This is a genomic window from Streptomyces rubrogriseus, assembly GCF_027947575.1.
In the GTDB taxonomy this organism is placed as follows: Bacteria; Actinomycetota; Actinomycetes; order Streptomycetales; family Streptomycetaceae; genus Streptomyces; species Streptomyces rubrogriseus.
This window is the reverse complement of the sequence record NZ_CP116256.1, coordinates 3,758,685-3,781,720: the sequence shown is the minus strand read 5'-3', so window position 1 is coordinate 3,781,720 and position 23,036 is coordinate 3,758,685. Positions and strand designations below refer to the sequence as shown.

The 23,036-nt window shown below is 74.2% G+C and carries 17 protein-coding genes and 1 pseudogene; 6 read left to right on the top strand and 12 right to left on the bottom strand.

Translation table 11 applies throughout. The annotated features are described in order from the left end of the window. Positions 1–89: 89 nt before the first annotated feature. From Sru02f_RS17340 to Sru02f_RS17330, 3 genes are all read left to right on the top strand, one after another. Positions 90–1,226 (top strand): M23 family metallopeptidase, encoded by a 1,137-nt coding sequence (locus tag Sru02f_RS17340; protein WP_109030918.1) that lies wholly within the window; start codon positions 90–92, stop codon positions 1,224–1,226. A 28-nt stretch (positions 1,227–1,254) separates the two neighbouring features. Next, positions 1,255–2,787, top strand: a complete 1,533-nt coding sequence (locus Sru02f_RS17335; protein WP_109030917.1) for a CYTH and CHAD domain-containing protein — start codon at positions 1,255–1,257, stop codon at positions 2,785–2,787. Between the two features lie 123 nt (positions 2,788–2,910). After that, a complete protein-coding gene (locus Sru02f_RS17330) occupies positions 2,911–5,457 on the top strand; it encodes a discoidin domain-containing protein (RefSeq protein ID WP_109030916.1) in 2,547 nt (848 codons plus the stop codon). Between the two features lie 60 nt (positions 5,458–5,517). On the opposite strand, the gene Sru02f_RS17325 is transcribed toward Sru02f_RS17330, so the two are convergent. The 4 genes from Sru02f_RS17325 to Sru02f_RS17310 all read right to left on the bottom strand — a co-directional run bounded on the left by Sru02f_RS17325 (position 5,518) and on the right by Sru02f_RS17310 (position 11,541). Next, entirely contained in the window at positions 5,518–8,892 is a 3,375-nt protein-coding gene (locus Sru02f_RS17325) for a pyruvate carboxylase (protein WP_109030915.1), read from the bottom strand. An 89-nt stretch (positions 8,893–8,981) separates the two neighbouring features. Then, entirely contained in the window at positions 8,982–9,983 is a 1,002-nt protein-coding gene (locus Sru02f_RS17320) for an ACP S-malonyltransferase (RefSeq protein ID WP_109030914.1), read from the bottom strand. Further along, positions 9,980–11,266, bottom strand: a complete 1,287-nt coding sequence (locus Sru02f_RS17315) for a beta-ketoacyl-[acyl-carrier-protein] synthase family protein (RefSeq protein WP_109030913.1) — start codon at positions 11,264–11,266, stop codon at positions 9,980–9,982. Before Sru02f_RS17315 ends, Sru02f_RS17320 begins: the two co-directional genes overlap by 4 nt. Beyond that, positions 11,263–11,541 (bottom strand): acyl carrier protein, encoded by a 279-nt coding sequence (locus Sru02f_RS17310; protein WP_109030912.1) that lies wholly within the window; start codon positions 11,539–11,541, stop codon positions 11,263–11,265. Before Sru02f_RS17310 ends, Sru02f_RS17315 begins: the two co-directional genes overlap by 4 nt. 470 nt (positions 11,542–12,011) lie before the next feature. On the opposite strand from Sru02f_RS17310, the gene Sru02f_RS17305 reads away from it, so the two are divergent. After that, positions 12,012–12,890 carry a CAP domain-containing protein gene (locus tag Sru02f_RS17305; protein WP_109030911.1) on the top strand — a complete coding sequence of 293 codons (879 nt, stop codon included), beginning with the start codon at positions 12,012–12,014 and terminating at the stop codon, positions 12,888–12,890. Between the two features lie 54 nt (positions 12,891–12,944). Here Sru02f_RS17305 and Sru02f_RS17300 read toward each other — a convergent pair whose 3' ends face one another. From Sru02f_RS17300 to Sru02f_RS17290, 3 genes are read right to left on the bottom strand one after another with little or no spacing between them, the layout of a single operon-like run. Then, positions 12,945–14,267, bottom strand: coding sequence for a sensor histidine kinase (locus Sru02f_RS17300; protein WP_109030910.1), 1,323 nt, complete (start codon positions 14,265–14,267; stop codon positions 12,945–12,947). Beyond that, positions 14,264–14,953 (bottom strand): response regulator transcription factor, encoded by a 690-nt coding sequence (locus tag Sru02f_RS17295; protein ID WP_167469395.1) that lies wholly within the window; start codon positions 14,951–14,953, stop codon positions 14,264–14,266. Before Sru02f_RS17295 ends, Sru02f_RS17300 begins: the two co-directional genes overlap by 4 nt. 53 nt (positions 14,954–15,006) lie before the next feature. Next, the gene (locus Sru02f_RS17290) at positions 15,007–15,285 is read right to left on the bottom strand and encodes a hypothetical protein (protein WP_239106513.1); all 279 of its coding nucleotides are present in this window, start codon (positions 15,283–15,285) and stop codon (positions 15,007–15,009) included. A gap of 58 nt (positions 15,286–15,343) precedes the next feature. On the opposite strand from Sru02f_RS17290, the gene Sru02f_RS17285 reads away from it, so the two are divergent. Next, positions 15,344–15,565, top strand: a complete 222-nt coding sequence (locus Sru02f_RS17285) for a hypothetical protein (RefSeq protein WP_109031453.1) — start codon at positions 15,344–15,346, stop codon at positions 15,563–15,565. Positions 15,566–15,598: 33 nt separating this feature from the next. Here the strand turns inward: Sru02f_RS17285 and Sru02f_RS17280 are convergent, their stop codons facing one another. From Sru02f_RS17280 to Sru02f_RS17270, 3 genes and pseudogenes are all read right to left on the bottom strand, one after another. Continuing rightward, entirely contained in the window at positions 15,599–17,299 is a 1,701-nt protein-coding gene (locus Sru02f_RS17280) for a cellulase family glycosylhydrolase (RefSeq protein ID WP_109030908.1), read from the bottom strand. 146 nt (positions 17,300–17,445) lie between these two features. Further along, positions 17,446–19,044, bottom strand: a complete 1,599-nt coding sequence (locus Sru02f_RS17275; RefSeq protein WP_109030907.1) for a sulfite oxidase — start codon at positions 19,042–19,044, stop codon at positions 17,446–17,448. A gap of 52 nt (positions 19,045–19,096) precedes the next feature. Further along, positions 19,097–20,619: pseudogene (locus tag Sru02f_RS17270) on the bottom strand (alpha/beta hydrolase). A gap of 91 nt (positions 20,620–20,710) precedes the next feature. Here Sru02f_RS17270 and Sru02f_RS17265 point away from each other — a divergent pair. Continuing rightward, complete coding sequence (locus Sru02f_RS17265; protein WP_109030906.1) at positions 20,711–21,733, top strand: MerR family transcriptional regulator; 1,023 nt, start codon at positions 20,711–20,713, stop codon at positions 21,731–21,733. On the opposite strand, the gene Sru02f_RS17260 is transcribed toward Sru02f_RS17265, so the two are convergent. Together Sru02f_RS17260 and Sru02f_RS17255 are read right to left on the bottom strand one after the other, a co-directional pair. After that, the gene (locus Sru02f_RS17260) at positions 21,676–21,942 is read right to left on the bottom strand and encodes a hypothetical protein (RefSeq protein WP_109030905.1); all 267 of its coding nucleotides are present in this window, start codon (positions 21,940–21,942) and stop codon (positions 21,676–21,678) included. The two genes, Sru02f_RS17265 and Sru02f_RS17260, sit on opposite strands and share 58 nt — an antisense overlap. A gap of 71 nt (positions 21,943–22,013) precedes the next feature. Next, positions 22,014–23,006 carry an aminoglycoside phosphotransferase family protein gene (locus Sru02f_RS17255; RefSeq protein WP_109030904.1) on the bottom strand — a complete coding sequence of 331 codons (993 nt, stop codon included), beginning with the start codon at positions 23,004–23,006 and terminating at the stop codon, positions 22,014–22,016. Positions 23,007–23,036 lie beyond the last annotated feature (30 nt).

Genomic DNA, 23,036 nt, shown 5'->3' with positions numbered 1-23,036 from the left:
CATCTCCTTCTGCCTCGGCGGCTCGTGACGTCGGCACAGGGGTGGCGATAGCGTCGCCTCGTGAGCAACACGTCCCGGCGAGCGGCCAGATGAACGACGAGCGGCTGACCGTGGCGCCGACGGCCGACGACACGGACGACCCACGGCAGGAACCGGAGCGGCCGGAAGGCCCCGAGCCCGGCCCCGGGCGAAAGCGCCGCGGACCGGGCCCCGTCACCCTGTTGCTGCTGCCGGCTCTCGTGACCGTCACCGGTGTGGCCGCCTTCGTCGCGCTGGGCGGGCTGCCGGACCCGTGGCCCGACGACTCGGACGCCAAGGCGTCGGCCGCGGCCGACCTCGACCCCTCCTACGTCCCGTGGCTGCGCAAGGCCGCCTCGGCGTGCACCGTCCTGGAGCCGTCGGTGCTCGCCGCGCAGATCGACCAGCTCTCGGGCTGGAGCGACGACTCGGACGACCTCTCGGGCCAGAAGGGCATCGCCGCGTTCACCGACAGCGAGTGGCGGACCTGGGGCAAGGACGACGACGGCAACGGGCACTCCTCGCCCCGCGATCCGGCGGACGCCATCATGGCGCTGGGCCGGCGGGACTGTTCCCTGGCCGAGAAGGTCACCGGGCTGCGCACCGAGGGGCGGGTCAACGGCGACCTCGTGGAGCTGACCCTCGCCGCGTACGCCGTGGGACCCGACGCCGTGACCGGGGCGGGGCGGGTACCCGCGGCGGCCAAGACGTACCTCACCGAGGTCCAGGCCCTGGTGCCGCGGTACGAGGCGCTGGACCGGGAGGACTCCGCCGACGGCTCGGGCGGGCCGGCCGGTGCCCTGCTGACCGCGCCGGTGAGCCCGCTCACCATCACCTCGCCCTTCGGGTCGCGGGAGCACCCGCTGACCGGGGTGACCAAGCTGCACACCGGCGTGGACTTCGCCGCGCCGCAGGGCGCGCAGGTCGTGGCGGCACGGCGGGGCCGCGTCGTGTTCGCCGCGCTCACCAGCGCGTACGGCAATCGCATCGTGATCGACCACGGGACCATCCAGGGCAAGCGGGTGGAGACGACCTACAGCCACCTCTCCTCCCTGGGGGCGTCGGTGGGGCAGACCGTGGAGGCCGGGGCGCCGATCGGACGGGTCGGCTCCACCGGCCTGTCGACCGGCCCGCACCTGCATTTCGAAGTCATCCTCGACGGGTACTACACCGATCCGCGCCCCTGGGTCGTGGCGAACGGGGTTTGATCCGGCGGATCGTGTCGAGAACCTCAACATGACCCAGTCGAAGCGCGAGACAGAACGGAAGTACGAGCCGCCCTCCGACGGCCTCGCCGGGCTGCCGGACCTCACCGGCGTCGGACCCGTCGCCTCGGTCACCGCGGCCGGGCCCGAGGAGCTCGACGCCGTGTACCACGACACGGTGGATCTGCGGCTCGCCGGGTCCTCGGCCACCCTGCGCCGCCGTACGGGCGGTCCCGACGCGGGCTGGCACCTGAAGCTGCCGCTCACCGGGGACACCCGCGAAGAGGTGTGGGCCCCGCTGTCGGACGACGTGCCCGCGGCGCTGCGCGAGCTGGTGCTGTCCCGCACGCGGGGCGCCCCGCTGCGTCCGGTGGTGCGGATCCGGTCCACCCGGGCCGTGCGGCGGCTGCTCGACGCCGAGGGCGGGGTGCTGGCCGAGCTGAGCCTCGACGAGGTGCGGGCGGACGCGACGGCGGCGGGCGGCGGGCGTGCCGAGTGGGGCGAGTTGGAGGTCGAACTCGCCGAGGGTGTCCCTGCCGGACTGCTCGACACCGTGGAGAAGAAGCTCCGCAAGAAGGGGATCGTCCGGGCCGACAGTCCGTCGAAGCTCGCCCGGGCGCTGCGGGACACCGGCGTGGGCGAGGCGGGCGTGCGCCGGCCGCCCGCCGGAGGGGTCGCCGGGTCCTCCGGTTCGTACGTGCTCTCCTACCTGCGCGAGCAGGTCGGCGTGCTGGTGGACCTGGACCCGGCGGTGCGCCGCGAGCTGCCCGACGCGGTGCACCGGATGCGCGTCACGTGCCGCCGGCTGCGCGGTTGCCTGCGTTCGTACCGGTCGGTGCTGGACCGGCGGGTCACCGATCCCGTGGCCGCGGAACTCCGGTGGCTGGCGGGCGAGCTGGGCGCCGCGCGGGACCAGGAGGTGCTGCGCGAACGCATCGGAGCGTCGCTGGACGGGCTCCCCGACGAGCTGGTGCTCGGCCCCGTCGCCGCCCGGCTGCGGGTGTGGGACGTGTCCCGGGACGAGGACGTGCGGTCCCGGACGCGGAAGGCCCTGGACAGCCCGCGTCATCTGCGCCTCCTGGACGCTCTGGACGCACTGGTCCGGCACCCGCCCCTGCGCTCCGGGGCCGGGCGGAAACCGGCCCGGACGATGGCCCGGGCGGTGCTCAAGGAGTACCGCCGTCTCGCCGGGCGCATGGACCTCGCGCTCGCGCAGCCGTCCGGCCGGTCCCGGGAGACGGAGCTGCACGAGGCGCGCAAGGCGGCCAAGAGGCTGCGCTACGCGGCCGAGGTCGCGCGTCCCGCGCTCGGCAAGCCCGTCGCCCGGCTCGGCAAGCAGGCCAAGGCGGTGCAGCAGTTGCTCGGCGAGCACCAGGACGCCGTGGTCGCCCAGGACACCCTGCGCCGGCTGGCGGTGGCCGCCCACGCGGCGGGCGAGTCGGCGTTCACCTGGGGGGTGCTGCATGGCCGGGAACGGGCGGGCGCGGAAGCCCGGCAGCGGGAGCTGCCCGGGGTGTGGCGGGCCGCGTCGGATCCCGCGCTGCGGGCCCCGCTCGAACACTGAACGGCGACAACTCCTGTGCGGACTCTTGCCGGATCGAAGCCTCACCACTTAAATCACACCTTGAACTAAGCCGCTGCACACAGCGGTTGGTCGGTCCTGTCCGCACCCGCAGAAAGCTCACGCATGAGACTGAGATCCATGGGTGTCGCGCTCGTCGCCACGGCGGCGCTCGTCACCCTCCCCGCTCCGATGACGGCCACCGCGGCCGACACTCCCCTCTCCCAGGGCCGGACGGCCACGTCGTCCTCGGCCGAGAACGCCGGCACGCCGTCGCAGAACGCCGTCGACGGCGACACGGCCACCCGGTGGTCGTCGGCCGCGAGCGACGACCAGTGGCTCCAGGTCGACCTCGGCGCCACCGCCTCCGTCACCCGGGTCGTGCTCGACTGGGAGGCCGCCTACGGCAAGGACTACAAGATCCAGCTCTCCCAGGACGGGAGCACCTGGACCGACGCGAAGACGGTCACCGGCGGCGACGGCGGCACCGACGCCCTCGACGTCTCGGGCCAGGGCCGCTACGTCCGTATGCAGGGCGTCCACCGGGCCACCCCCTGGGGCTACTCGCTGTGGGAGTTCCAGGTCTTCGGCACCACCGGCGGCACCGCCCCGGGCGGCTCCTGCGGCACCGCCAACGCCGCGCAGGGCAGGCCCGCCGCCGCCTCCTCCGTGGAGAACGCCGGGACACCGGCCGCCGCGGCCTTCGACGGCGACACCGGCACCCGCTGGTCCAGCCAGGCCTCCGACCCGCAGTGGGTGCGGGTCGACCTGGGCGCCGTGAAGGACCTGTGCAAGGTGGACCTGAACTGGGAGGCCGCCTACGCCAAGGACTTCCGCATCGAGGCCTCCGCGGACGGGCAGAGCTGGCAGACGCTGAAGAGCGTCACCGGCGCCACCGGCGGCAAGGCCTCCTACGACGTCAGCGGTTCGGGCCGCTACGTCCGCGTCCACGGCACGGCCCGCGCCACGGGCTACGGCTACTCGCTGTGGGAGGTCGCCGTGCACACCGGCACCACCGGCACTCCCCCGGTCGAGGGCGGCGGCGACCTGGGACCGAACGTCATCGTCGTGGACCCGTCCACGCCGAACCTCCAGCAGAAGTTCGACCAGGTCTTCGCCCAGCAGGAGGCGAACCAGTTCGGCGGCGGGCGCTACCAGTTCCTGCTGAAGCCGGGCACCTACAACGGCATCAACGCCCAACTGGGCTTCTACACCTCCGTCTCCGGTCTGGGCCTCAACCCGGACGACACGCAGATCAACGGTGACATCACCGTGGACGCCGGCTGGTTCAACGGCAACGCGACGCAGAACTTCTGGCGTTCGGCCGAGAACCTGGCCATCACGCCGTCCAACGGCACCGACCGGTGGGCCGTCGCCCAGGCCGCCCCGTTCCGGCGCATCCACGTCAAGGGCGGTCTCAACCTCGCCCCCAACGGCTACGGCTGGGCCTCCGGCGGCTACATCGCCGACTCGAAGATCGACGGCACCGTCGGCCCCTACTCCCAGCAGCAGTGGTACACCCGGGACAGCTCGGTCGGCGGCTGGACCAACGGCGTCTGGAACATGACGTTCACGGGTGTCGAGGGCGCCCCGGCGGGTAACTTCGAGACCGGCCCGTACACGACGCTCGACACCACGCCCGTCTCGCGCGAGAAGCCGTTCCTGTACCTGGACGGCAACGAGTACAAGGTGCGGGTCCCCGCCAAGCGCACCAACGCGCGTGGCGTCTCCTGGCCCGCCAACGCCGGTGGCACCTCGCTGCCGCTCAGCCAGTTCTACGTCGTCAAGCCCGGCGCGACCGCGGCGACCATCAACGCCGCGCTCGACCAGGGTCTCAACCTGCTGTTCACGCCCGGGGTCTACCACATCGACCAGACCATCGAGGTCGACCGCGCCAACACCGTCGTACTCGGCCTCGGTCTGGCCACGATCATTCCGGACGGCGGCGTCGACGCCATGCACGTGGCCGACGTCGACGGTGTGCGGCTCGCGGGCTTCCTCATCGACGCGGGTCCGGTGAACTCCGACACGCTGCTGCGGATCGGGACGCCGGGCGGGAACGCCGACCACGCCGCCAACCCCACCACCATGCAGGACGTGTTCATCCGCGTCGGCGGCGCGGGACCCGGCAAGGCCACCGACTCCGTCGTGGTCGAGAGCGACGACGTGATCATCGACCACACCTGGATCTGGCGGGCCGACCACGGTGAGGGCGTCGGCTGGGAGACCAACCGCGCCGACTACGGCCTCAGGGTCAACGGCGACGACGTGCTCGCGACGGGGCTGTTCGTCGAGCACTTCAACAAGTACGACGTCTACTGGAGCGGCGAACGCGGCCGGACCATCTTCTTCCAGAACGAGAAGGCCTACGACGCGCCGAACGAGGCCGCCATCACCCACGACGGCATCGTCGGCTACGCGGCCTACAAGGTCGCCGACTCGGTGAACGTGCACGACGCGGTGGCGCTGGGCAGCTACTGCAACTTCACCGCCGACCCGGGCATCGTCCAGCACCACGGGTTCCAGGTGCCGGTCAAGCCGGGGGTCAGGATGCGCAACCTCCAGGTGATCTCGCTGGGCGGCATGGGCCAGTACCGCCATGTCGTCAATGACACCGGCGCGGCCACGTCGGGGACGGACACCGTGCCGTCCAAGGTCGTCCAGTTCCCGTGAGGGACGACGCGCCCCGCAGCGGTGCGGGGCGCGTCACCCACCGGGTGAAGGGAACCGTGCTCAGGCGAGTTGGACGAGGAGGTCGCCGCCCTCGACCTGCTGGATGCGGTTGATGGCGAGCCTGGCCACCGTGCCGGACTTCGGGGCGGTGATGGAGGCCTCCATCTTCATCGCCTCGATGGTGGCCACGGTGGCACCGGCCTCCACCGCGTCGCCCTCGGCGACGGCGAGGGTCACCACCCCGGCGAACGGCGCCGCGACGTGGCCGGGGTCCGCCCGGTCGGCCTTCTCCGTCACCGGGACGTCGGTGGCGGCCGACCGGTCGCGGACCTGGATGGGGCGGAGCTGGCCGTTCAGGGAGGACATCACGGTGCGCATGCCCCGCTCGTCGGCGTCGCCGACCGCCTGCAGCTCGATGAGCAGCCGGACACCGGGGTCGAGGTCGACCGTGTACTCCTTGCCCGGACGCAGCCCGTAGAAGAAGTCCTTGCTGTCGAGGACGCTGGTGTCGCCGTACGAGGCGCGGTGGGTGTCGAACTCCCGGGCCGGTCCCGGGAACAGCAGCCGGTTGAGCGTCGCCCGGCGGTCCTTGCCGAGGCCGTCGCGGTCGTCCTCGGACAGCTCGGCGAGCGGCTTGGCCTCGGCGCGGCCCCGCAGCGCCTTGCTGCGGAACGGCTCGGGCCAGCCGCCGGGCGGGGTGCCCAGCTCGCCCCGCAGGAAGCCGACCACCGAGTCCGGGATGTCGAACCGGTCGGGGTCCTGCTCGAAGTCGGCCGGGGAGACACCGGCGCCGACCAGGTGCAGGGCCAGGTCGCCGACCACCTTGGAGGACGGGGTGACCTTGACCAGGCGGCCCAGCATCCGGTCGGCGGCGGCGTACATCGCCTCGATGTCCTCGAAGCGGTCGCCGAGGCCGAGCGCGACGGCCTGGGTGCGCAGGTTGGAGAGCTGGCCGCCGGGGATCTCGTGGTGGTAGACCCGGCCGGTCGGGGACGCCAGACCCGCCTCGAAGGGGGCGTAGACCTTGCGGACGCTCTCCCAGTACGGCTCCAGGTCGCCGACGGCCTGGAGGTCGAGGCCGGTGGGCCGCTCGGTGTGGTCGGTGGCGGCCACGATCGCCGAGAGGGACGGCTGCGAGGTGGTCCCGGCCATGGACGCCACCGCGCCGTCGACGGCGTCGGCGCCCGCCTGGATCGCGGCCAGGTAGGTGGCGAGCTGGCCGCCGGTGGTGTCGTGGGTGTGCAGGTGGACCGGCAGGTCGAACTCCCGGCGCAGCGCGGAGACCAGGGTCGCGGCGGCCGGTGCGCGCAGCAGACCGGCCATGTCCTTGACCGCCAGCACGTGCGCTCCGGCGTTCACGATCTGCTCGGCGAGCCGCAGGTAGTAGTCGAGGGTGTAGAGCCGCTCGGAGGGGTCGGACAGGTCGGCGGTGTAGCAGAGCGCGACCTCGGCGACGGCGGTGCCGGTCTGCCGTACGGCCTCGATGGCGGGCCGCATCTGCTCGACGTCGTTGAGGGCGTCGAAGATGCGGAAGATGTCGATGCCGGTGGCGGCGGCCTCCTGCACGAAGGCGTCGGTCACCTCGGTCGGGTACGGGGTGTAGCCCACGGTGTTGCGGCCGCGCAGCAGCATCTGGAGGCAGAGGTTGGGCACCGCCTCGCGCAGCGCGGCCAGCCGCTCCCAGGGGTCCTCGGCGAGGAAGCGCAGGGCGACGTCGTAGGTGGCGCCGCCCCAGCACTCCAGGGACAGCAGCTGGGGCAGGGTGCGGGCGACGACGGGCGCCACGGCGAGCATGTCCTTGGTGCGCACCCGGGTGGCGAGCAGCGACTGGTGGGCGTCGCGGAAGGTGGTGTCGGTGACGCCGATGGTGGACGACTCGCGCAGTCGGCGGGCGAACCCCTCCGGCCCCAGCTCGGCCAGCAACTGGCGGGAACCGGCCGGGGGTTCACCGGTGGGCACCGTCGGCAGCTTGGTCAGCGGGTCGATCAGCTCGGGGCGCTCGCCGTGCGGCTTGTTCACCGTGACGTCGGCGAGGTAGGTGAGCAGCTTGGTGCCGCGGTCGGCGGAGTGGCGGGCGGTCAGCAGGTGCGGGCGCTGTTCGATGAACGAGGTGGTGACCCGGCCGGCCTGGAAGTCGGGGTCGTCCAGGACCGCCTGGAGGAAGGGGATGTTGGTGGCGACGCCGCGGATGCGGAACTCGGCGACCGCACGCCGGGCCCGGTTCACCGCGGTGGTGAAGTCCCGTCCCCGGCAGGAGAGCTTGACCAGCATCGAGTCGAAGTGCGCGCTGATCTCCGTACCGGCGTGGGTGGTGCCGCCGTCGAGCCGGATGCCGGAGCCGCCCGGCGAGCGGTAGGCGCTGATCTGCCCGGTGTCCGGACGGAAGCCGTTGGCCGGGTCCTCGGTGGTGATGCGGCACTGGAGTGCGGCACCGCGCAGGGTGATGTTCTCCTGGGCGAGGCCGAGGTCGGCCAGCGTCTGGCCGGCGGCGATGCGCAGCTGGGACTGGACCAGGTCGACGTCGGTGACCTCCTCGGTGACCGTGTGCTCGACCTGGATGCGCGGGTTCATCTCGATGAAGACGTGGTTGCCGTCCCGGTCGACGAGGAACTCGACGGTGCCCGCGTTGCGGTAGCCGATCTGCCGGGCGAAGTTCACGGCGTCGGCGCAGATCCGCTCCCGCAGGGCCGGGTCGAGGTTGGGCGCGGGCGCCAGCTCGATGACCTTCTGGTGGCGGCGCTGCACCGAGCAGTCCCGCTCGAAGAGGTGGATGACGTCGCCCTCGCCGTCGGCGAGGATCTGCACCTCGATGTGGCGGGGCTCGACGACCGCCTTCTCCAGGAAGACGGTGGAGTCGCCGAAGGCGGACGCGGCCTCGCGGGAGGCGGCCTCGATGGCCTCGCGCAGCTGGGCGGGTTCCTCGACGCGGCGCATGCCGCGCCCGCCGCCGCCCGCGACCGCCTTGACGAACACGGGGAAGCCGACGTCGTCGGCGGCGCGCACCAGTTCGTCCACGTCGGTGGAGGGCGCCGAGGAGCCGAGCACGGGTACTCCGGCCTCCCGGGCGGCGGCCACCGCCCGCGCCTTGTTGCCGGTCAGTTCCAGGATCTGGGCGCTGGGACCGACGAAGGTGATCCCGGCCTCCTCGCAGGCGCGGGCGAGTTCGGGGTTCTCGGAAAGGAAGCCGTAGCCCGGGTAGACGGCGTCGGCCCCCGCACGGCGGGCGGCGCGCACGATCTCCTCCACGGAGAGGTACGCGCGGACCGGATGCCCCTGCTCCCCGATCTCGTAGGCCTCGTCGGCCTTGAGCCGGTGCAGCGAATTGCGGTCCTCGTGCGGGAAGACGGCGACGGTGCGCGCGCCGAGCTCGTAGCCCGCCCGAAACGCACGGATCGCGATCTCACCGCGGTTGGCGACCAGCACCTTGCGGAACATTCTTGATCCCTTCAGCCTGCCGGGTGACGAGACCATGGTGTCGGCGCCGCCCTCCGTACGCCATGTGAGCCGGGCCACTCCCGGCCGCGTCACCGCAGGGCGGCAGTCAGGCGCAGGCGGATGCGGTCGAGGCCGGCCGGTGTGCGGGAGGGGGCGGCGGTGGTGCAGCCGGGCAGGCCGGCCCGGGCCAGGGTGCTCAGCAGCGCCCGGGGGCCGCTGTCGAGGTAGGTGGTGAATCCGGCCAGGCGCAGCGCGCGCAGCGTCCGGTGGAAGGCCAGCGGCTCGGCGAGGTGGGCGGCCGCCACCGTGCGCAGCTGGGCCGGGGTGCGGGCGGGCCCCGGCGCGGCGGCCGTGTACACGGGGAGCGCGGGCGGGGCGACGGGCTGGGCGCGCAGGAGGCGCCGGAAGGCCCGCTGCACCTCGGCGAGCAGGGGGTGGTGGTAGGCGGTGCGGCTGGTCAGCGGGGTGGCGCGACGGCCGAGCGCCAGGGCCGCGCTCCGGACGGCGGCCAACTGGTCGTCGGGTCCGGCGAGGACGGTCTGGCCGGGGGCGTTGCGGGCGGCGATCCGCACCTGCGGCAGGCCCTCGGCGCGCAGCAGGTCGGCCGCCAGCTCGGCGGTCAGGTCGGTGGCCAGCAGGCCCGCCGCCGGCAGCGCGGCGTCGCGCAGCAGCCGGTCGCGGACGTGCAGCAGCCGCACGCCCTGGTCGATCGTGATGACCCCGGCCACGGTGAGCGCCGCGAGGTCGCCCACGCTGTGGCCGAGCACCGCGTGGACGGGCGGCGTCGCGAGATCGAGCAGGACGGCGGCGGAGGCGACCACGGCGGCGTACGTGGCCAGGTCGAAGGCGAGGGGGTCGGTACGCACGAGCAGGTCGGGGTCGGGCGCGGCGCTGTCGGTGAGGAGACGGCCGACGGGGGTGCGGGCGGAGCCGAGTGCGGTGCTGTGGGCGTCGACCGTCCCCAGCACCCGCGAGACCGACGGGACGCCGCTCAGGTGGCGCAGGGCGCCGGGGAGGTAGGCCCCCTGGCCGGGGCACATCAGCACGGTGCGCGGTGTGCCGCCGGTGGGGGCCGGCCGGTCCTCCGTCATGAGGCGTCGGCGAAGGCGAGCGCGACGTTGTGCCCGCCGAAGCCCATGCTCGTGCTGACGGCCGCGAGGGGCCCGGAGGGCAGTGCCGCCGGGTCGCGGCCGACGACGTTCAGGCCGATCTCGGGGTCGACCCGTTCGAGGCTGCAGGCCGGCGGTGCCGTCCTGTCCCGCAGGGCGAGGACGGTGAGGACGGCCTCGATGGCTCCGGCGGCACCGAGGGTGTGCCCGAAGGCCCCCTTGGTGGCGCTGACCGTGACGTCGTCCACCCCCTTGGCGAAGACACTGTGCAGCGCCTGCGCCTCGCCGAGGTCGCCGAGCGGTGTGGCGGTGGCGTGGGCGTTGACGTGCTGGATCTGCTCCGGCACGAGCCCCGCGTCGCGCAGTGCGGCGTCGACGGCCGCCGCGCAGCCCGTACCGCCGGGCGCCGGCTGGGCCACGTGGTGGCTGTCGTTGGTGATGCCCGCCCCGGTGAGCCGGCCGTGGACGCGGGCGCCGCGGGCGGCGGCGTGCGCGGCGCTCTCGACCACGAGCATGCCGGCGCCCTCCCCCATCACGAAGCCGTCCCGGTCGGCGTCGAAGGGCCTGGAGGCCCCCTTCGGATCGTCGTGGCGCCGGGAGAGGGCCTTCAGGCGAGCGAACCCGGCCAGGGCCAGCGGATGCAGCGCGGCCTCGGTTCCGCCCGCGACCACGATGTCCGCGCGCCCGTCCCGGATCATGCCGAGGGCCTGGGCGAGGGCCTCGGCACCGGCGGCGCAGGCACTCACGGGGGCGTGCACCCCGGCCTTCGCGCCCACCAGGAGCCCCACTTCGGCGGCCGGGTGGTTGGGCAGCATGACCGGGATGGTGCGCGGGCTCACCCGCCCCGCGCCCTGCGTCCGCAGGCGGTGGTTCTGCTCCAGGACGCTGGTGAGGCCGCCCAGCCCCACCCCGACGACCACGGCCACCCGCGAGCCGTCCCCGGCGAGCGCGGACGGGTCGGGGAACCCCGCGTCGCGAACGGCCTCGCGGGCGGCCACGAGGGCGAACTGCGCCGAGCGGTCGCAGTGCGCCGCCTTGGCGGACGACAGGACCGTCCCGGGGTCGACCGCGACCTGGGCCGCCAGGTACACCTGTGCGGGCCCGGCCGGCTCGCCGAAGTCGACGCGTTCGACGCCGCACACGCCGTCCAGCAGGGCCCGCCAGGTGGTGGGGACGTCGCCGCCCAGCGCGGTGGTCAGTCCCAGCCCCGTGACGACGGCGGCCCGCTCCTCGGGGGCCGGGCCGGCCGCGTGCCGTGGACTCACGCGGTGCCGCCCGCGGGGGCGGCGACGGCCTCGGCGAGGTGGGCGGCGATCTGCCGCACCGTCGTGAGCCGGTCCGCCTGCTCCTGGGGGACCTCGATCTGCCAGCGGTCCTCGATCGCGGCGACCAGTTCCAGCCGGGCCAGCGAGTCGACGCCCAGGTCGTCCTGGAGCGAGGAGTCGGGACCGATCTCCTCCGCGGTCAGGTCCTCGACCGTGGCGGCGAGCAGGTCGCACAGCTCGTCGAGCAGCTGTCGTTCGTCGGCGGTGGACGGCATGTCCGGTACCTCCTCGGTCGGTGCACGGCGCGCCCGGAGCCGGTGGGCGGGAGGACCCGTTCCCCGGGCGCGCCGGTGGTGTCCGGCGACCTGCCGGTGCACGCCGACAGGCTGTCCGGCCGTGCGGCACGGTAAGCGCCGGGGACGGGGGGACGGCGGAGCATCGGGAGCACGGGACGGGCTCCTGCGAGCACCCGTGTCCCACCTTCACCTTGAAGCGCCCCGGGACCGACCGAGGGTGGCGGGCGGCGGGCGCGTAAGGGACCGGACGGGGCGAAACGGGGCGCCGGGCATCCTCAACGGACTTTGGCGGCTCCTTTAAGGCTTTCTGAAGATGACCTTCGAACGGGCGTTTCCACGCCGCCGGCGTCCTAGGCTCTCGCACACCCCCCACAGTCCCGGTGGGCGCGGTCGCGTCCACCGGGTACGGGGGCTCCGCCAGCCGACCGACAAGCCGAGGTGTCCTGCGTATGGGTTCCCGCCGAGCCGCTCGCCCGTCCCGCTCCCACGCCCGCCCGCGCGGCGGACTCAGGAACCGCGGTACCGCGCTGGCACTCGGTGCCGTCACCTTGACCGCGGGCGTCGGCATCACCCTGGCCGTCGGCGACGGCGACGACGGCGGGGCCTCCGACCGGGTCACCGCGAACGCCGCCGACCAGGCGTCGAACGCCGAGGAAGCGGCAGGCGGTGCGGCACCGCTCGCCTCCGCGTCGGCGAGTCCGAGCGCCACGGCCGGCGGCTCGCCGAGCCCGAGTGCCGAGCCGAAGAGGACGCCGGCGAAGACGGCGAGCCCGGCGACCAGTGCCCCCAAGGCTTCCCCGCCGGCTTCCAAGGCTCCCGTCAGGGCCACCGCGAGGAGCGGCGTCGACCGGTCCGGTGGCAGCGGGTCAGGCAGCGGTTCGGGGTCGTCCGGCGGCGCGGGTTCCGGCTCGGGTTCGGGTTCCGGCTCGGGTTCCGGCTCGACGGGCGGTGCCGAGGCACAGGTCCTCGCCCTGGTCAACGAGGAGCGGTCCGCGGCGGGCTGCTCCCCGGTCACCGCGAACAGCAGGCTGACCCGGGCCGCCGACGACTACAGCGACGTCATGGCGAGCAGCGGTGTGATGTCCCACACCGGTCCCGACGGCTCCACGATGGCGAGCCGGGTCGAGGCCGCCGGTTACCAGTGGTCGGCGCTGGGCGAGAACATAGCCCAGGGCCAGGCGGACGCCGCCTCGGTGATGGAGGCCTGGATGAACAGCCCCGGCCACCGCGAGAACATACTCAACTGCTCCTTCAAGGAGCTGGGCGTCGGCGTCCACTTCGGCGACGGCGGCCCCTGGTGGACGCAGGACTTCGGTACCGGTCGCTGACGCCGGTCGCCGCGGCCGGCGCGTCACCGGTCACCGCCGCCGGGACGTCACCGGTCACCGCCCCCCGGCCGCCCGCGCGTCCGCCAGCGCGAACGACACCGTCACCCGCGCGCCGCCCAGCGGCGCGCGGGTGATCGTCAGTTCGCCGTCCGCCGTACGGGCCGCCCGGGCCACGATGTCCAGGCCGAGCCCCGTGGAACCGCCCACGCTGACGCCGCGGGTGAGGGCCGCCTCGGGGTCCGCGACGCCCGGCCCGGCGTCGTCGACCGTGAGGCGCACGTGCCGGTCCCGGCGTTCCACGCGCACGACGAAGCGGGTGCCCTGCGGGGTGTGCCGGAAGACGTTGCCGATCAGGGCGTCGACGACGGCGGCGAGGTCGTCCTCGGGGAAGGCCACGGGGGCCGGACGCGGAGTGAGGGAGCGCTCGAACGGCCGGTCCTGCTGGGCGGCGAGGACCGACCAGAAGTCCAGGCGCATGGCGACCACCTCGGCGACGTCGCACGGTTTCGCCGTGCCCGCCCCGGTCCCGGCGAGCTGTGCCGCCGCCAGGGGTGTGCGCGCCGCCGCGATGATCGAGTCCAGCTCGCGTTCGAGCTGCCCGGCGGCTTCCGTGACCCGCCGGGCGCTCGGTGTCGTGCCCATCCGGTCGGCCTCCAGGTACAGGGCGGTCAGCGGGGTGCGCAGCCGGTGCGAGAGGTCGGCGACCAGCTCGCGCTCGACGGCGAGCAGGTCGACGACCCGGTCGGCCATGGTGTTGAACGCCGCTCCGGCCTCCTGGAGCTCGGGCGGGCCGTCCGGTTCCACCCGGACCCCGAGATCGCCGGAGCCGAGGGCGAGCGAGGCGCGCTTGAGGCCCCGGGAGGAGCGCACCACCCGGGCGCCCAGCCGGTCGGCGACCAGCACCGAGCCGCCCACCAGGCCCACGGCGAGCAGTGCCATCACACCCCAGGAGGCCGTGACCCCCCGCGTGAGGTCGGCGGCGGGCACGTAGGCCTCGACGACCGCGACCCGGTCGCCCCGCAGGACGACGGGCTGCAGGTAGGCCCAGCCGTCCGCGGTGTCCACCGCGAGCGTCTCCCGCCCCCGTACGGCCCGGTCGAGGGCCTCCTCGGACGCGTGCGGGGTGCCGACGAAGCCGCCGTCGGGCAGCCGGACGACCAGTTGGTCGGCGGAGCCGAGTTCCGCGACGGCCTGCTGGACGTCGGCGCGGCGGGTGGTGAGGGCGAGGACCGGCGAGAGGGCCGCGGCGCGCTGTTCGGCGGCGGTGGTGACCCGGTCACGGGCCTGTTCGCGCACGAGGAGGGCGAGCGGGATGAGGAACGACAGCGCCACCATGGAGGTGACGGCCAGGGCGATCCCGGCGAGGGCGCGTCTCATGGCGCGCTGACCAGCTTGATGCCGATCCCTCGCACGGTGTGGAGGTAGCGCGGCTTTCGCGCCTTCTCACCCATTTTGCGGCGAAGTGCGGAGAGGTGGACATCCACCGTCTGGTCCTCGACGTACGGCTGCTGCCACACCTCGGTGAGGATGCGCTGCCTCGAGATGACCTGGTCGGCGTTGGCGGCCAGGTAGGCGAGCAGGTCGAACTCGCGCCGGGTGAGGGCCAGTTCCTGCCCGCCGAGGTGGGCGGTGCGCGCGGTGGGGTCGATGCGGAGGTCGGCGACCCGGAGGACGGGCGGCCGTGCGGCGGGGAGGTCGGCGGGCGCGGAGCGGCGCAGCACGGCGGCGAGCCGGGCCGCGAGCTGGCCGCCGGAGAAGGGCTTGACCATGTAGTCGTCGGCGCCCGCGTTGAGCAGCCGGATGATCTCGGTCTCGTCGTCGCGGGCGGTGGCGACCAGCACCGGGCCGCGGGATATCCCCCGGATCATCCTGAGCACGTCGAGTCCGTCGAGGTCGGGCAGCCCGAGGTCGAGCACGACGATGTCCGGCGGGCTCTGGGTGATGTCGCGCAGCGCCTCGAAACCCTGGTGTGCGGTCTTGACCGCGTAGCCGTGTCCGGTGAGGACCTCGATCAGCGCGGCCCGGATCACAGGGTCGTCCTCGACGACAAGTACGGAGGCCATGGGCAGGCACGTTAGCCGGTCCGTCACTATGGTGTCGTGTCCCGCCTCCTGCGCTACCTGATCATCTGGCTGTCCTGCACGGCGGCCAGTGTGACGGCCGTCATCATCACCATCCACTTCGTGGTGGGATCGACCCGGCCGACCGCACCGGTCGCGCAGACGGCACCCGAGGAGCTCCCGGCCCCGCCCCGGCCGACCGTCTCCAGGACCGTGACGGCCACGCCCAGCCCCTCGCCCACCAGCCGGGCGCCCAGCCCGACGCCGTCCCGCACCAGCGAGGAGCCGCCCGAGCCGACGCCGACCCCCACGCCGACGCCGAGCGCCCGCACCACTTCCCCGCGGTCTCCCGGGGGCGGGGGTGCCCCGGGGTGCGAGGAGGGCGGCGCGGGCGTGTACACGGTGCCGTCCGAGGGCGGCAAGGCGACCGTGCGGTTCGGCGACGGCGGGGTGTGCCTGATCTCGGCGGTGCCGAACCAGGGCTTCACGGTGAGTACGGAGCAGAGCGCGCCGCAGACGCTGGAGGTGACGTTCGCGGCGAGCCGCCACCGCTCGGAGATCACCGCGACGACACAGCCGCAGAGCCGGGCCGACGTCCGTGAGGTGTCGTGGTGACGTTCCTCACCCGCGCCCTGCCCTCGCCCTCGGTCAGGTGGTGACGCAGGAGGCCCCGTCGAGAGTGAACGCGGCCGGGGCGGTGTTGGTGTCGCCCTTGCGCGCCGTGAAGCCGAGGGTGACCGTGCCGCCGGCCGGGATGGTGGCGGTGTAGGAGGCCGGGGCGACGCTGACCGCGCCCGCGTTCTGGGTGGCGGTGCCTCCCCACATGTTGGTGATGCTCTGCCCGTCCGCGAAGGCGAACGCGAGCGTCCAGGGGCCGACGGCGGCGCTCCCGGTGTTGCGGACGGCGATCTCGCCCTGGAAGCCGCCGGGCCACTCGCCCACGACGCGGTAGCCGACGGAGCAGGTGCCGTCGGGGGTGCCGCCGCCCTCGTCGGTGGTGACCTCCACCGTCGCCGAGCGGGCGGACCGGTTGCCCGCCGCGTCGCGGGCGTGGACGGCGAAGGTGTAGGTGGTGGCGGCGGTGAGTCCGGTCACGGTGGCGGTGGTGGTGGTCGAGGAGGCGACCGTGGTCCCGGCGCCGTCGCCGACCAGGACGACGTCGTATCCGGTGACCGCGGTGTCGTCGGTGGCGGCGGCCCAGCCGAGCGTTACGGAGGTGTCGGTGACCGCGGTGGCGCTCGGGGTGCCGGGTGCCGTGGGGGCCTCGGTGTCGTCCGGGGCGCCGCCGCCGTAGACGGTGGCCTCCTCGGAGGTCTGTGCGATGCCGTTGACGCCGTGGAAGATGCGTTCGCCCCAGCCGCTGAGCCTGCTCGGGTCGAAGTCGAGCGCCAGGTCGAGGACCGGGTCGGTGTTGCCGCTCCACGACCAGGCGAGGTAGCCGAGGCCGAGCTGCTCGGCGGTGGCCATCATGGTGTCCTCGTCCGGGTCGCCGTACTGGTCGGCGGGGCCGCCGAACTCGCCGATGAGGATGGGCAGTTCCGCGTCGACGAACGCGTTCAGGTAGTCGGTGATCTCCTGGGCGGTGTCGAAGACGCTGTACATGTGGATGGAGAAGATCAGGTTGCCGGTGGGGTCGGCGTCGTAGACGGACCGCGCGTTGGCCCGCATGACGCCCTGCCAGTCCTGGCCCCAGTTGGGGGCGTCCACCATGATCGTGTGCTGGAGCCCGGCGGCGCGCAGCTTCTTGACGGCCGCCGTCGTCGGCTCGGTCCAGCCGGCCGGGTCGGTGTTGCCCCAGGGCTCGTTGCCGATGTTGACGATGACGTAGTCCTCCTGGCCGGCCAGGACGTCCTTGAGGCCGATCCAGTAGTCGGCCGCGTGGTCGAGCGTGCCGGCCGCGGCGTCCTCGCCGTAGCCGGTGGTGTCGTGCACCTCCAGTACGCAGATGAGCCGGTTGGCCTTGCACTGCTCGATGACGGCGGCGACGTCCGCCGGGCCGTTCTCGCTCCAGCGGTGCCCGTCGGAGAGGACGACGCGGACGCTGTTCGCGCCCAGCGCCTTGACGTCCGCCAGCGACTGCGTCTCGCCGGGGTACCAGGTGTGGGCGTGGTTGACCCCGCGCATGACGAAGTCGTTGCCGTTGCCCTCCAGCAGCCGCCCGTCACTGATGTGCAGTCCCGCCGCCTGCGCGCCGGGCGACGGGGCCGCGGCGGACCGCGCCGCGGGCGACTGGGCCAGGGCCGCGCCCGGACAGAGGGCGCCGACGACGACCAGCCCGATCAGCGCGGCCAGTCCGGTCAGCAGGCGGGCCGGGAGGGTTCTCGGTGTATCGCGTCTCGCTGGGCGCACGGCGACTCCAGGGCTGAGTGGTGCGGATAGGGGGAACCGGGGAACGGCGAACGCGTGGGAGCGCTCCCACATCTGCCCCATGAAACTCACTACGGCGCGTACACGTCAAGGCAACGGACAGAAAACGCTTGCCGTCCGGTGTGACGTCAGTCCACCGTCACCACCACCGAGTGCCGCCCACTGGCGCCGTCGGGCACGGTGCGGGTGCGCCTGTCCGTCTGCACCTCGCCGGTCCGGTCGGTGGCCCGCACGGTGAGGGTGTGACCGCCCTTGGTGGCCCGCCAGGCGTACGACCACTGTCGCCAGGTGTCGCGCGAGTCCTCGGCGGCCAGGACGGCCTCCTCCCAGGGGCCGTCGTCGACGCGGATCTCGACCTTGTCGATGCCGCGGTGCTGGGCCCAGGCCACACCGGCGACCATCACCGTGCCCGCCTTCGGCCGGGCGAACGGCTTCGGCGTGTCGATCCGGGACTGGGTCTTGATCGGCGCCTCGCGGGCCCAGCCGCGCTTGACCCAGTAGGCCTCGTAGGAGTCGAACGTGGTCAGTTCGATGTCCTCGATCCACTTGCAGGCCGACACGTAGCCGTAGAGGCCGGGCACGACCATGCGGACGGGGAAGCCGTGGTCGAAGGGCAGGGGTTCGCCGTTCATGCCGACGGCGAGCATCGCGTCGCGGCCGTCCATGACGTCCTCGACGGGGCTGCCGATGGTCATGCCGTCCACGGAGCGGGCCACGAGCTGATCCGCCGGACCGCCCGCCGACGGCGGCCGGACGCCGCACTCCTCCAACAGGTCGGCGAGCCGGACACCGATCCAACGGGCGTTGCCGACGTACGGGCCGCCGACCTCGTTGGACACGCAAGTGAGGGTGATGTCCCGCTCGATCAGCTCCCGCCTCAGCAGGTCGTCGAAGGTCAGCGTCTTCTCCCGGGTCACCCCCTCGCCGTGGATGCGCAGCCGCCAGGCCGTGGCGTCCACCTTGGGGACCACCAGGGCGGTGTCGACCCGGTAGAAGTCGCTGTTGGGAGTCGTGAAAGGACTGACCCCCTCCACCCTGGCCCGCGCGCGCCGGGGCACCGCCGGAGCACCCGAGTCGGGCGGCGGGAGGGTGATGTTCTCGCGGGAGGCGACCGCCTCCCGCCCGCTCGCGCCGCTCAGGGCCCGGCCCAGGACGCCAGCCCCGGCCGAGGCCGCCGCGACGGCGGTCGCCGCGATCACGAAGCGGCGCCGGTCCCAGCCCTCGCCCCGCTCCCCCGGCGCCTCTCTGCGTGGTGCCGGCAGGAGGCCCACGAGGAGGTACAGGAGCACCGCTCCCGCTATCGCCCCGAGGACGGAGGGGAAGGCGTCCGTGACACCGGCGGAGTCGGGCCTGCCCAGGGCCGCCGCGGCGCCGACGACGCCGAAGACGAGGACTCCCGCGGCGCCGGCGCGCCGGTGGCGGACGGCGAACGCGCCGAGGGCCAGGGCGAACAGGGTCAGCACGGCGAGGATGCCGAGCTGGAGCACCAGCTTGTCGTTGGTGCCGAAGGTGCGGATCGCCCAGTCCTTCACGGCGGTCGGCGTACGGTCGACGGCGGCCCCGCCGACCGCGACGACCGGGCCGGACCGGGGACGTACCGCCGCAGCCGCCAACTCGGCGACGGCGAGGGCGGCGCCGCCGGCCAGAAGACCGCTCAGTGCGCCCAGCCCGAGGCGGGTCCAGGTCCTCGCCGACGGATTCCGTGGTGTCTTGTCGTGGTCGCTCACGCGGGTAATCCGACACCGGACGGAGGCCGGATTGGTGGGGCGCCGCCCACCGTCATCGTGCGTGCCCGCCGAAGACGTGGTCCAGCACCGTGCGCAGCGCGTGCCGCACCGCCGTGCGCGACTCGTCGGTCAAGTCGATGGTCTCGAAACCGTGGTGGCCGTGCGGCACGTCGACCACCTCCACGTCGGCCCCGCAGTCCTTGGCCGCGGCCAGGAACTCCTCCACGGTGGCGGCGATCTCGGGCATCTCCCGTCCCACCCGGGTGAGGACGACGGGCAGGGCACCGGCGTTCGCCACGGCGCGCACCGGTCGGAAGCGGGATTCGGACAGTCCCCAGTTCGGCAGCGGCGCCAGGACGGGGTAGGTGGCCGCCAGGCAGCGCAGCCAGGTCGGCGGGGCGTCCAGCCAGTCGGCGGCGATCAGGCCGCCGCCGGAGAAGAACCACAGCGCGACCCGGTCCCCGTCCACCCGTGGATCGGCCCGCACCGCCTCGACGGCGGCGGCCACGTCCGCGGCGGCACGCTCGAAGTCGCCGAGGTCGTGCAGGCGGTGGTCGAGGAGCACGCCCACGGCTCCGTCCCCCGCCACGCAGCGCGCGTACCCCGTCAGCCCGGGCCAGTCCCGCGGGGTGGGCCGGGCGTCGGCGGGGACCGGCCCGCCGTGCACGAGCACCACGGCGGGCCGCGGTTCCTCGGCGTCGGGCAGGTAGAGGTCGACGTTCCCGTGCCGCTCCCTCGGGACGTCGGGCACGTCCATCAGGAACGGCCGCAGGTGGCCGGGCCCCGCGGTGTCGTCGACCGGCTCCAGCCGGTGTCCCTCGCCCGCCGCGGCCCGCAGCAGTACGTCCGTCAGCTCGGCGGGCATGGACAGCATGGGCCAGTGCCCGGTGGGGAGTTCGAAGAAGCTCACCCGGGGGTCGGTCAGGGGGCGCAGCGCGGGATCTCCGAGGCGCACCAGCATCTGGACCAGCTCGATGCTCGTGCCGTTGCCGGTGCACAGCACGCCGGTGGTGGGCACCGGGTCGACGGCGCCGGTCAGCCGCAGCGGCTGGAGCAGGGTCCCCAGCGGCTGCGGCGCGGCGAGGGCGGTGAGCCGGTCCAGGGCCGCGTCCGGTACGCCCGCGGTGCTGCCCCAGCGCGGCCACTCCTCGTGCGCCGGGGCGGCAGCTGCCCGTCGGCCCCGTCGGCCCCGGCGAGGCGCTCGCGCAGGGACTGGTCGGGCACGGCGGCCAGGGCGGGGACGCCGTCCCGCGGCAGACCCGAGTCCAGGTGGACGATCCGGTCGACGCGCTCCGCACGCCGGTCGGCGGCGCCGACCGCCGGGTGGATTCCGTAGTCGTGGCCGACCAGCACGATCCGCCGGTCCCCGGCCGCGCCCACCGAGTCGATCACCGCGAGCACGTCCGCGATGTGGGTCTCCAGGTCCACGCCGGGCGCGGCGGCCGCGCGCGGTCCGTCGAGACCGGTGAGAGCGACCGTGTGTGCCTCGGCGCCCCGGGCGGTCAGGCGCGCGGCGGTGTCCTGCCAGATGTGCGTGCCGGTGAACATGCCCGACACCAGGATGAACGCGGTCATGGTCTTCTCTCCTCCGTCCACGGCGCGGCCCGGCCCGATCACCGGCCCGCTGTCGCCGGTACGGTAGGAACTCCCCCTGAGGGAGGTTCAAGTGTTCACCTCGAACGACGGTCTGTGCGGCATCGGCGAGCTGGCCGAGGGCGCGGGTGTCACGGTCAAGACCGTCCGTTTCTACTCGGACCGGGGGCTGCTGCCGGAGGCGTCCCGCAGCGCCGGCGGGCACCGGCGGTACGGTCCGGAGGCGCTCGACCGGCTGCGGCTGATCCGTTCGCTGCGTGCCCTCGGCCTGGCCGTTCCCGAGGTGCGCCGGATCCTCGACGAGCGGCACGCGCACGGCACGGCGGGCGGCGAGGGCGGGGCGCTGGAGGCCGCGGTGGCGGGCCGGCTGCGTGAGGTCGGCTCGGAGTTGAGGGCGTTGCGCTGGCGCGAGGCCGCGCTGCGGCTGGTGCAGGAGGCCCCGCCCGGCGAACAGGCCGACCGGCTGCGGTTGATCGGTGCCGTGTCCGTCCCGCCGAGCACGGCCCCGCTGGTGCGGTTCTGGCGGGGCTGGCTTCCGGCGAGGATGCCGGCCCGCTCGGCCGGCGCGTTCCTGGACGTGGCGGTCCCGCAGCCACCGGACGAGCCCGCCCCGGCCCAGGTCCTGGCCTTCGCCCGCCTCAACGCCCTCACCCTCGCCCCGTGCCGTCCGGGCACCGTCCAGCCGCAGCCCGAGGCGCACCGGGCCGCCGGGGCACGGGGGGCCGCCCTGCTGTACACGGGGCTCGCGGAGGCGTACGAGCTGGCCGGGGTGCAGCTGCGCCGCGGCCGGGAACCGCACCCGGGTGAGGCCCTGGACGCGTTCGTCGCCTCGTACACGAGCGCGTACGGGGTGCGGGACACCCCCGGCTTCCGCCGCCGGCTGGCCGGGCAGCTCGCGGCCGACCCCCGGCTGGACGGCTACTGGGAGCTGGTGGCCGAAGTGACCACCGCTCCGGGCGCGCGACCGGAACCGACGCCCGGGTCCGCGCACGACTGGCTGCTGGCGGCGCTGACCGCCGGCACGGGGGTGGTGCCGGATCAGGGCACGTCGCCCCGCCAGTCCAAGCGGCGGACGTCGCCCGGCCTCGGCGTGTAGGCGGAGCGGCCGCCCGGGCCGTAGCGGCCTATCTCCGTCGCCAGGGTCACGCCGCGGGCGCGCTCCTGTTCCGTGAGGTCCGTGACGTCCAGCAGCAGTCCGTCCAGGGGGCCGCCCACCAGATGCGCGTAGACGCGTCCGGCGCGCGGCCCGGGGTCGTCGTGGTCGGCGCCGTAGACCCTGCCGCGCATGAACTCCACCTCATCCATGACTCGAAGCCTCGCATCCGCCACTGACAACGGCACCCGAGCGCCGGGGACGCCCTGCGGACGAGCCCTCCCTACAACGGTGGTTCGTCCAGCAGTTCGAGGAGGCAGCGGGCGCCCGCCGCGGCCGTCGCGGCGCCGGACGCGCCGGGGAAGAGCCTGCCGTAGGCGGCGGCGCGGTTGAGGGCGCTGAGCCGCCAGGCGAGGCTCACCGCGCGCCGCAGCTGCGCGGGCGTACGGCCCTGGCCGGTCCAGGGTTCGAGGTAGGCGTCGCGCAGGCGCGGCAGCACCTGCGGCCCGTAGTGTTCGGCGGCGCGGCGGGCGGGGACGGCGAGGCTGGAGAAGGGCTGGGCGACGACGGCGTCGCCCCAGTCGAAGAAGGTGAACCTGCCGGGCGCGGGGCGGAACACCTGGCCGTCGTGCAGATCCGCGTGGTCGAGGGAGTCGGGAACACCCAGGGCCGTGAGTTCCGCGCACCAGTCCAGCAGGCGGGGGCGCAGTTCCCGCAGCGCGGCCCGGTCCCGGGCGGACAGCGGCGCGGTGTCGAGCCGGTCCAGGACGCCGGCCGCCGCACCGGCGGGCACGGCGGGCACGCCCAGGCGTTCGATCTCACTCGCGCGCGAGGTGAGGGCGTGCTGCATGGCCGCGTACTGGCGCAGGAGTTGCTCCCAGTCGCCGGGTCCTACCGGTTCGCGGGCGAGCACGTCCCGCAACAGCGGCCCCCCGTCGGGCAGCAGCGACCAGCCCCGGGTGGCGTCCACCGCCAGCGGCTCCAGTACGTGCCCGGGGACCCAGCGGGCCAGCGAGGCGGTCAGCGCCCCCTCGAAGGCGCCGGCCGGCGGGCCGGCCTTGAACCAGACGGCGGCGTCTCCCCCGACGCACAGCCGCAGCAGGACGGACCACGGCCGCAGCCGCACCCGCCACCGCCCCGTCGGCCGCAGGCCGTGGGCGGCCAGCCGGGCCTCGATCCAGCCGATGGCCTCGGCACGCCAGGCCGGTTCCTCCCAGGGGGTGACGGTGTCGTGGTACCGCCCCCGGTCCACGGTCACCGGCGTGTCACTGAGCATCGGACCATCCCAGCACCGTGCACCGCGTGC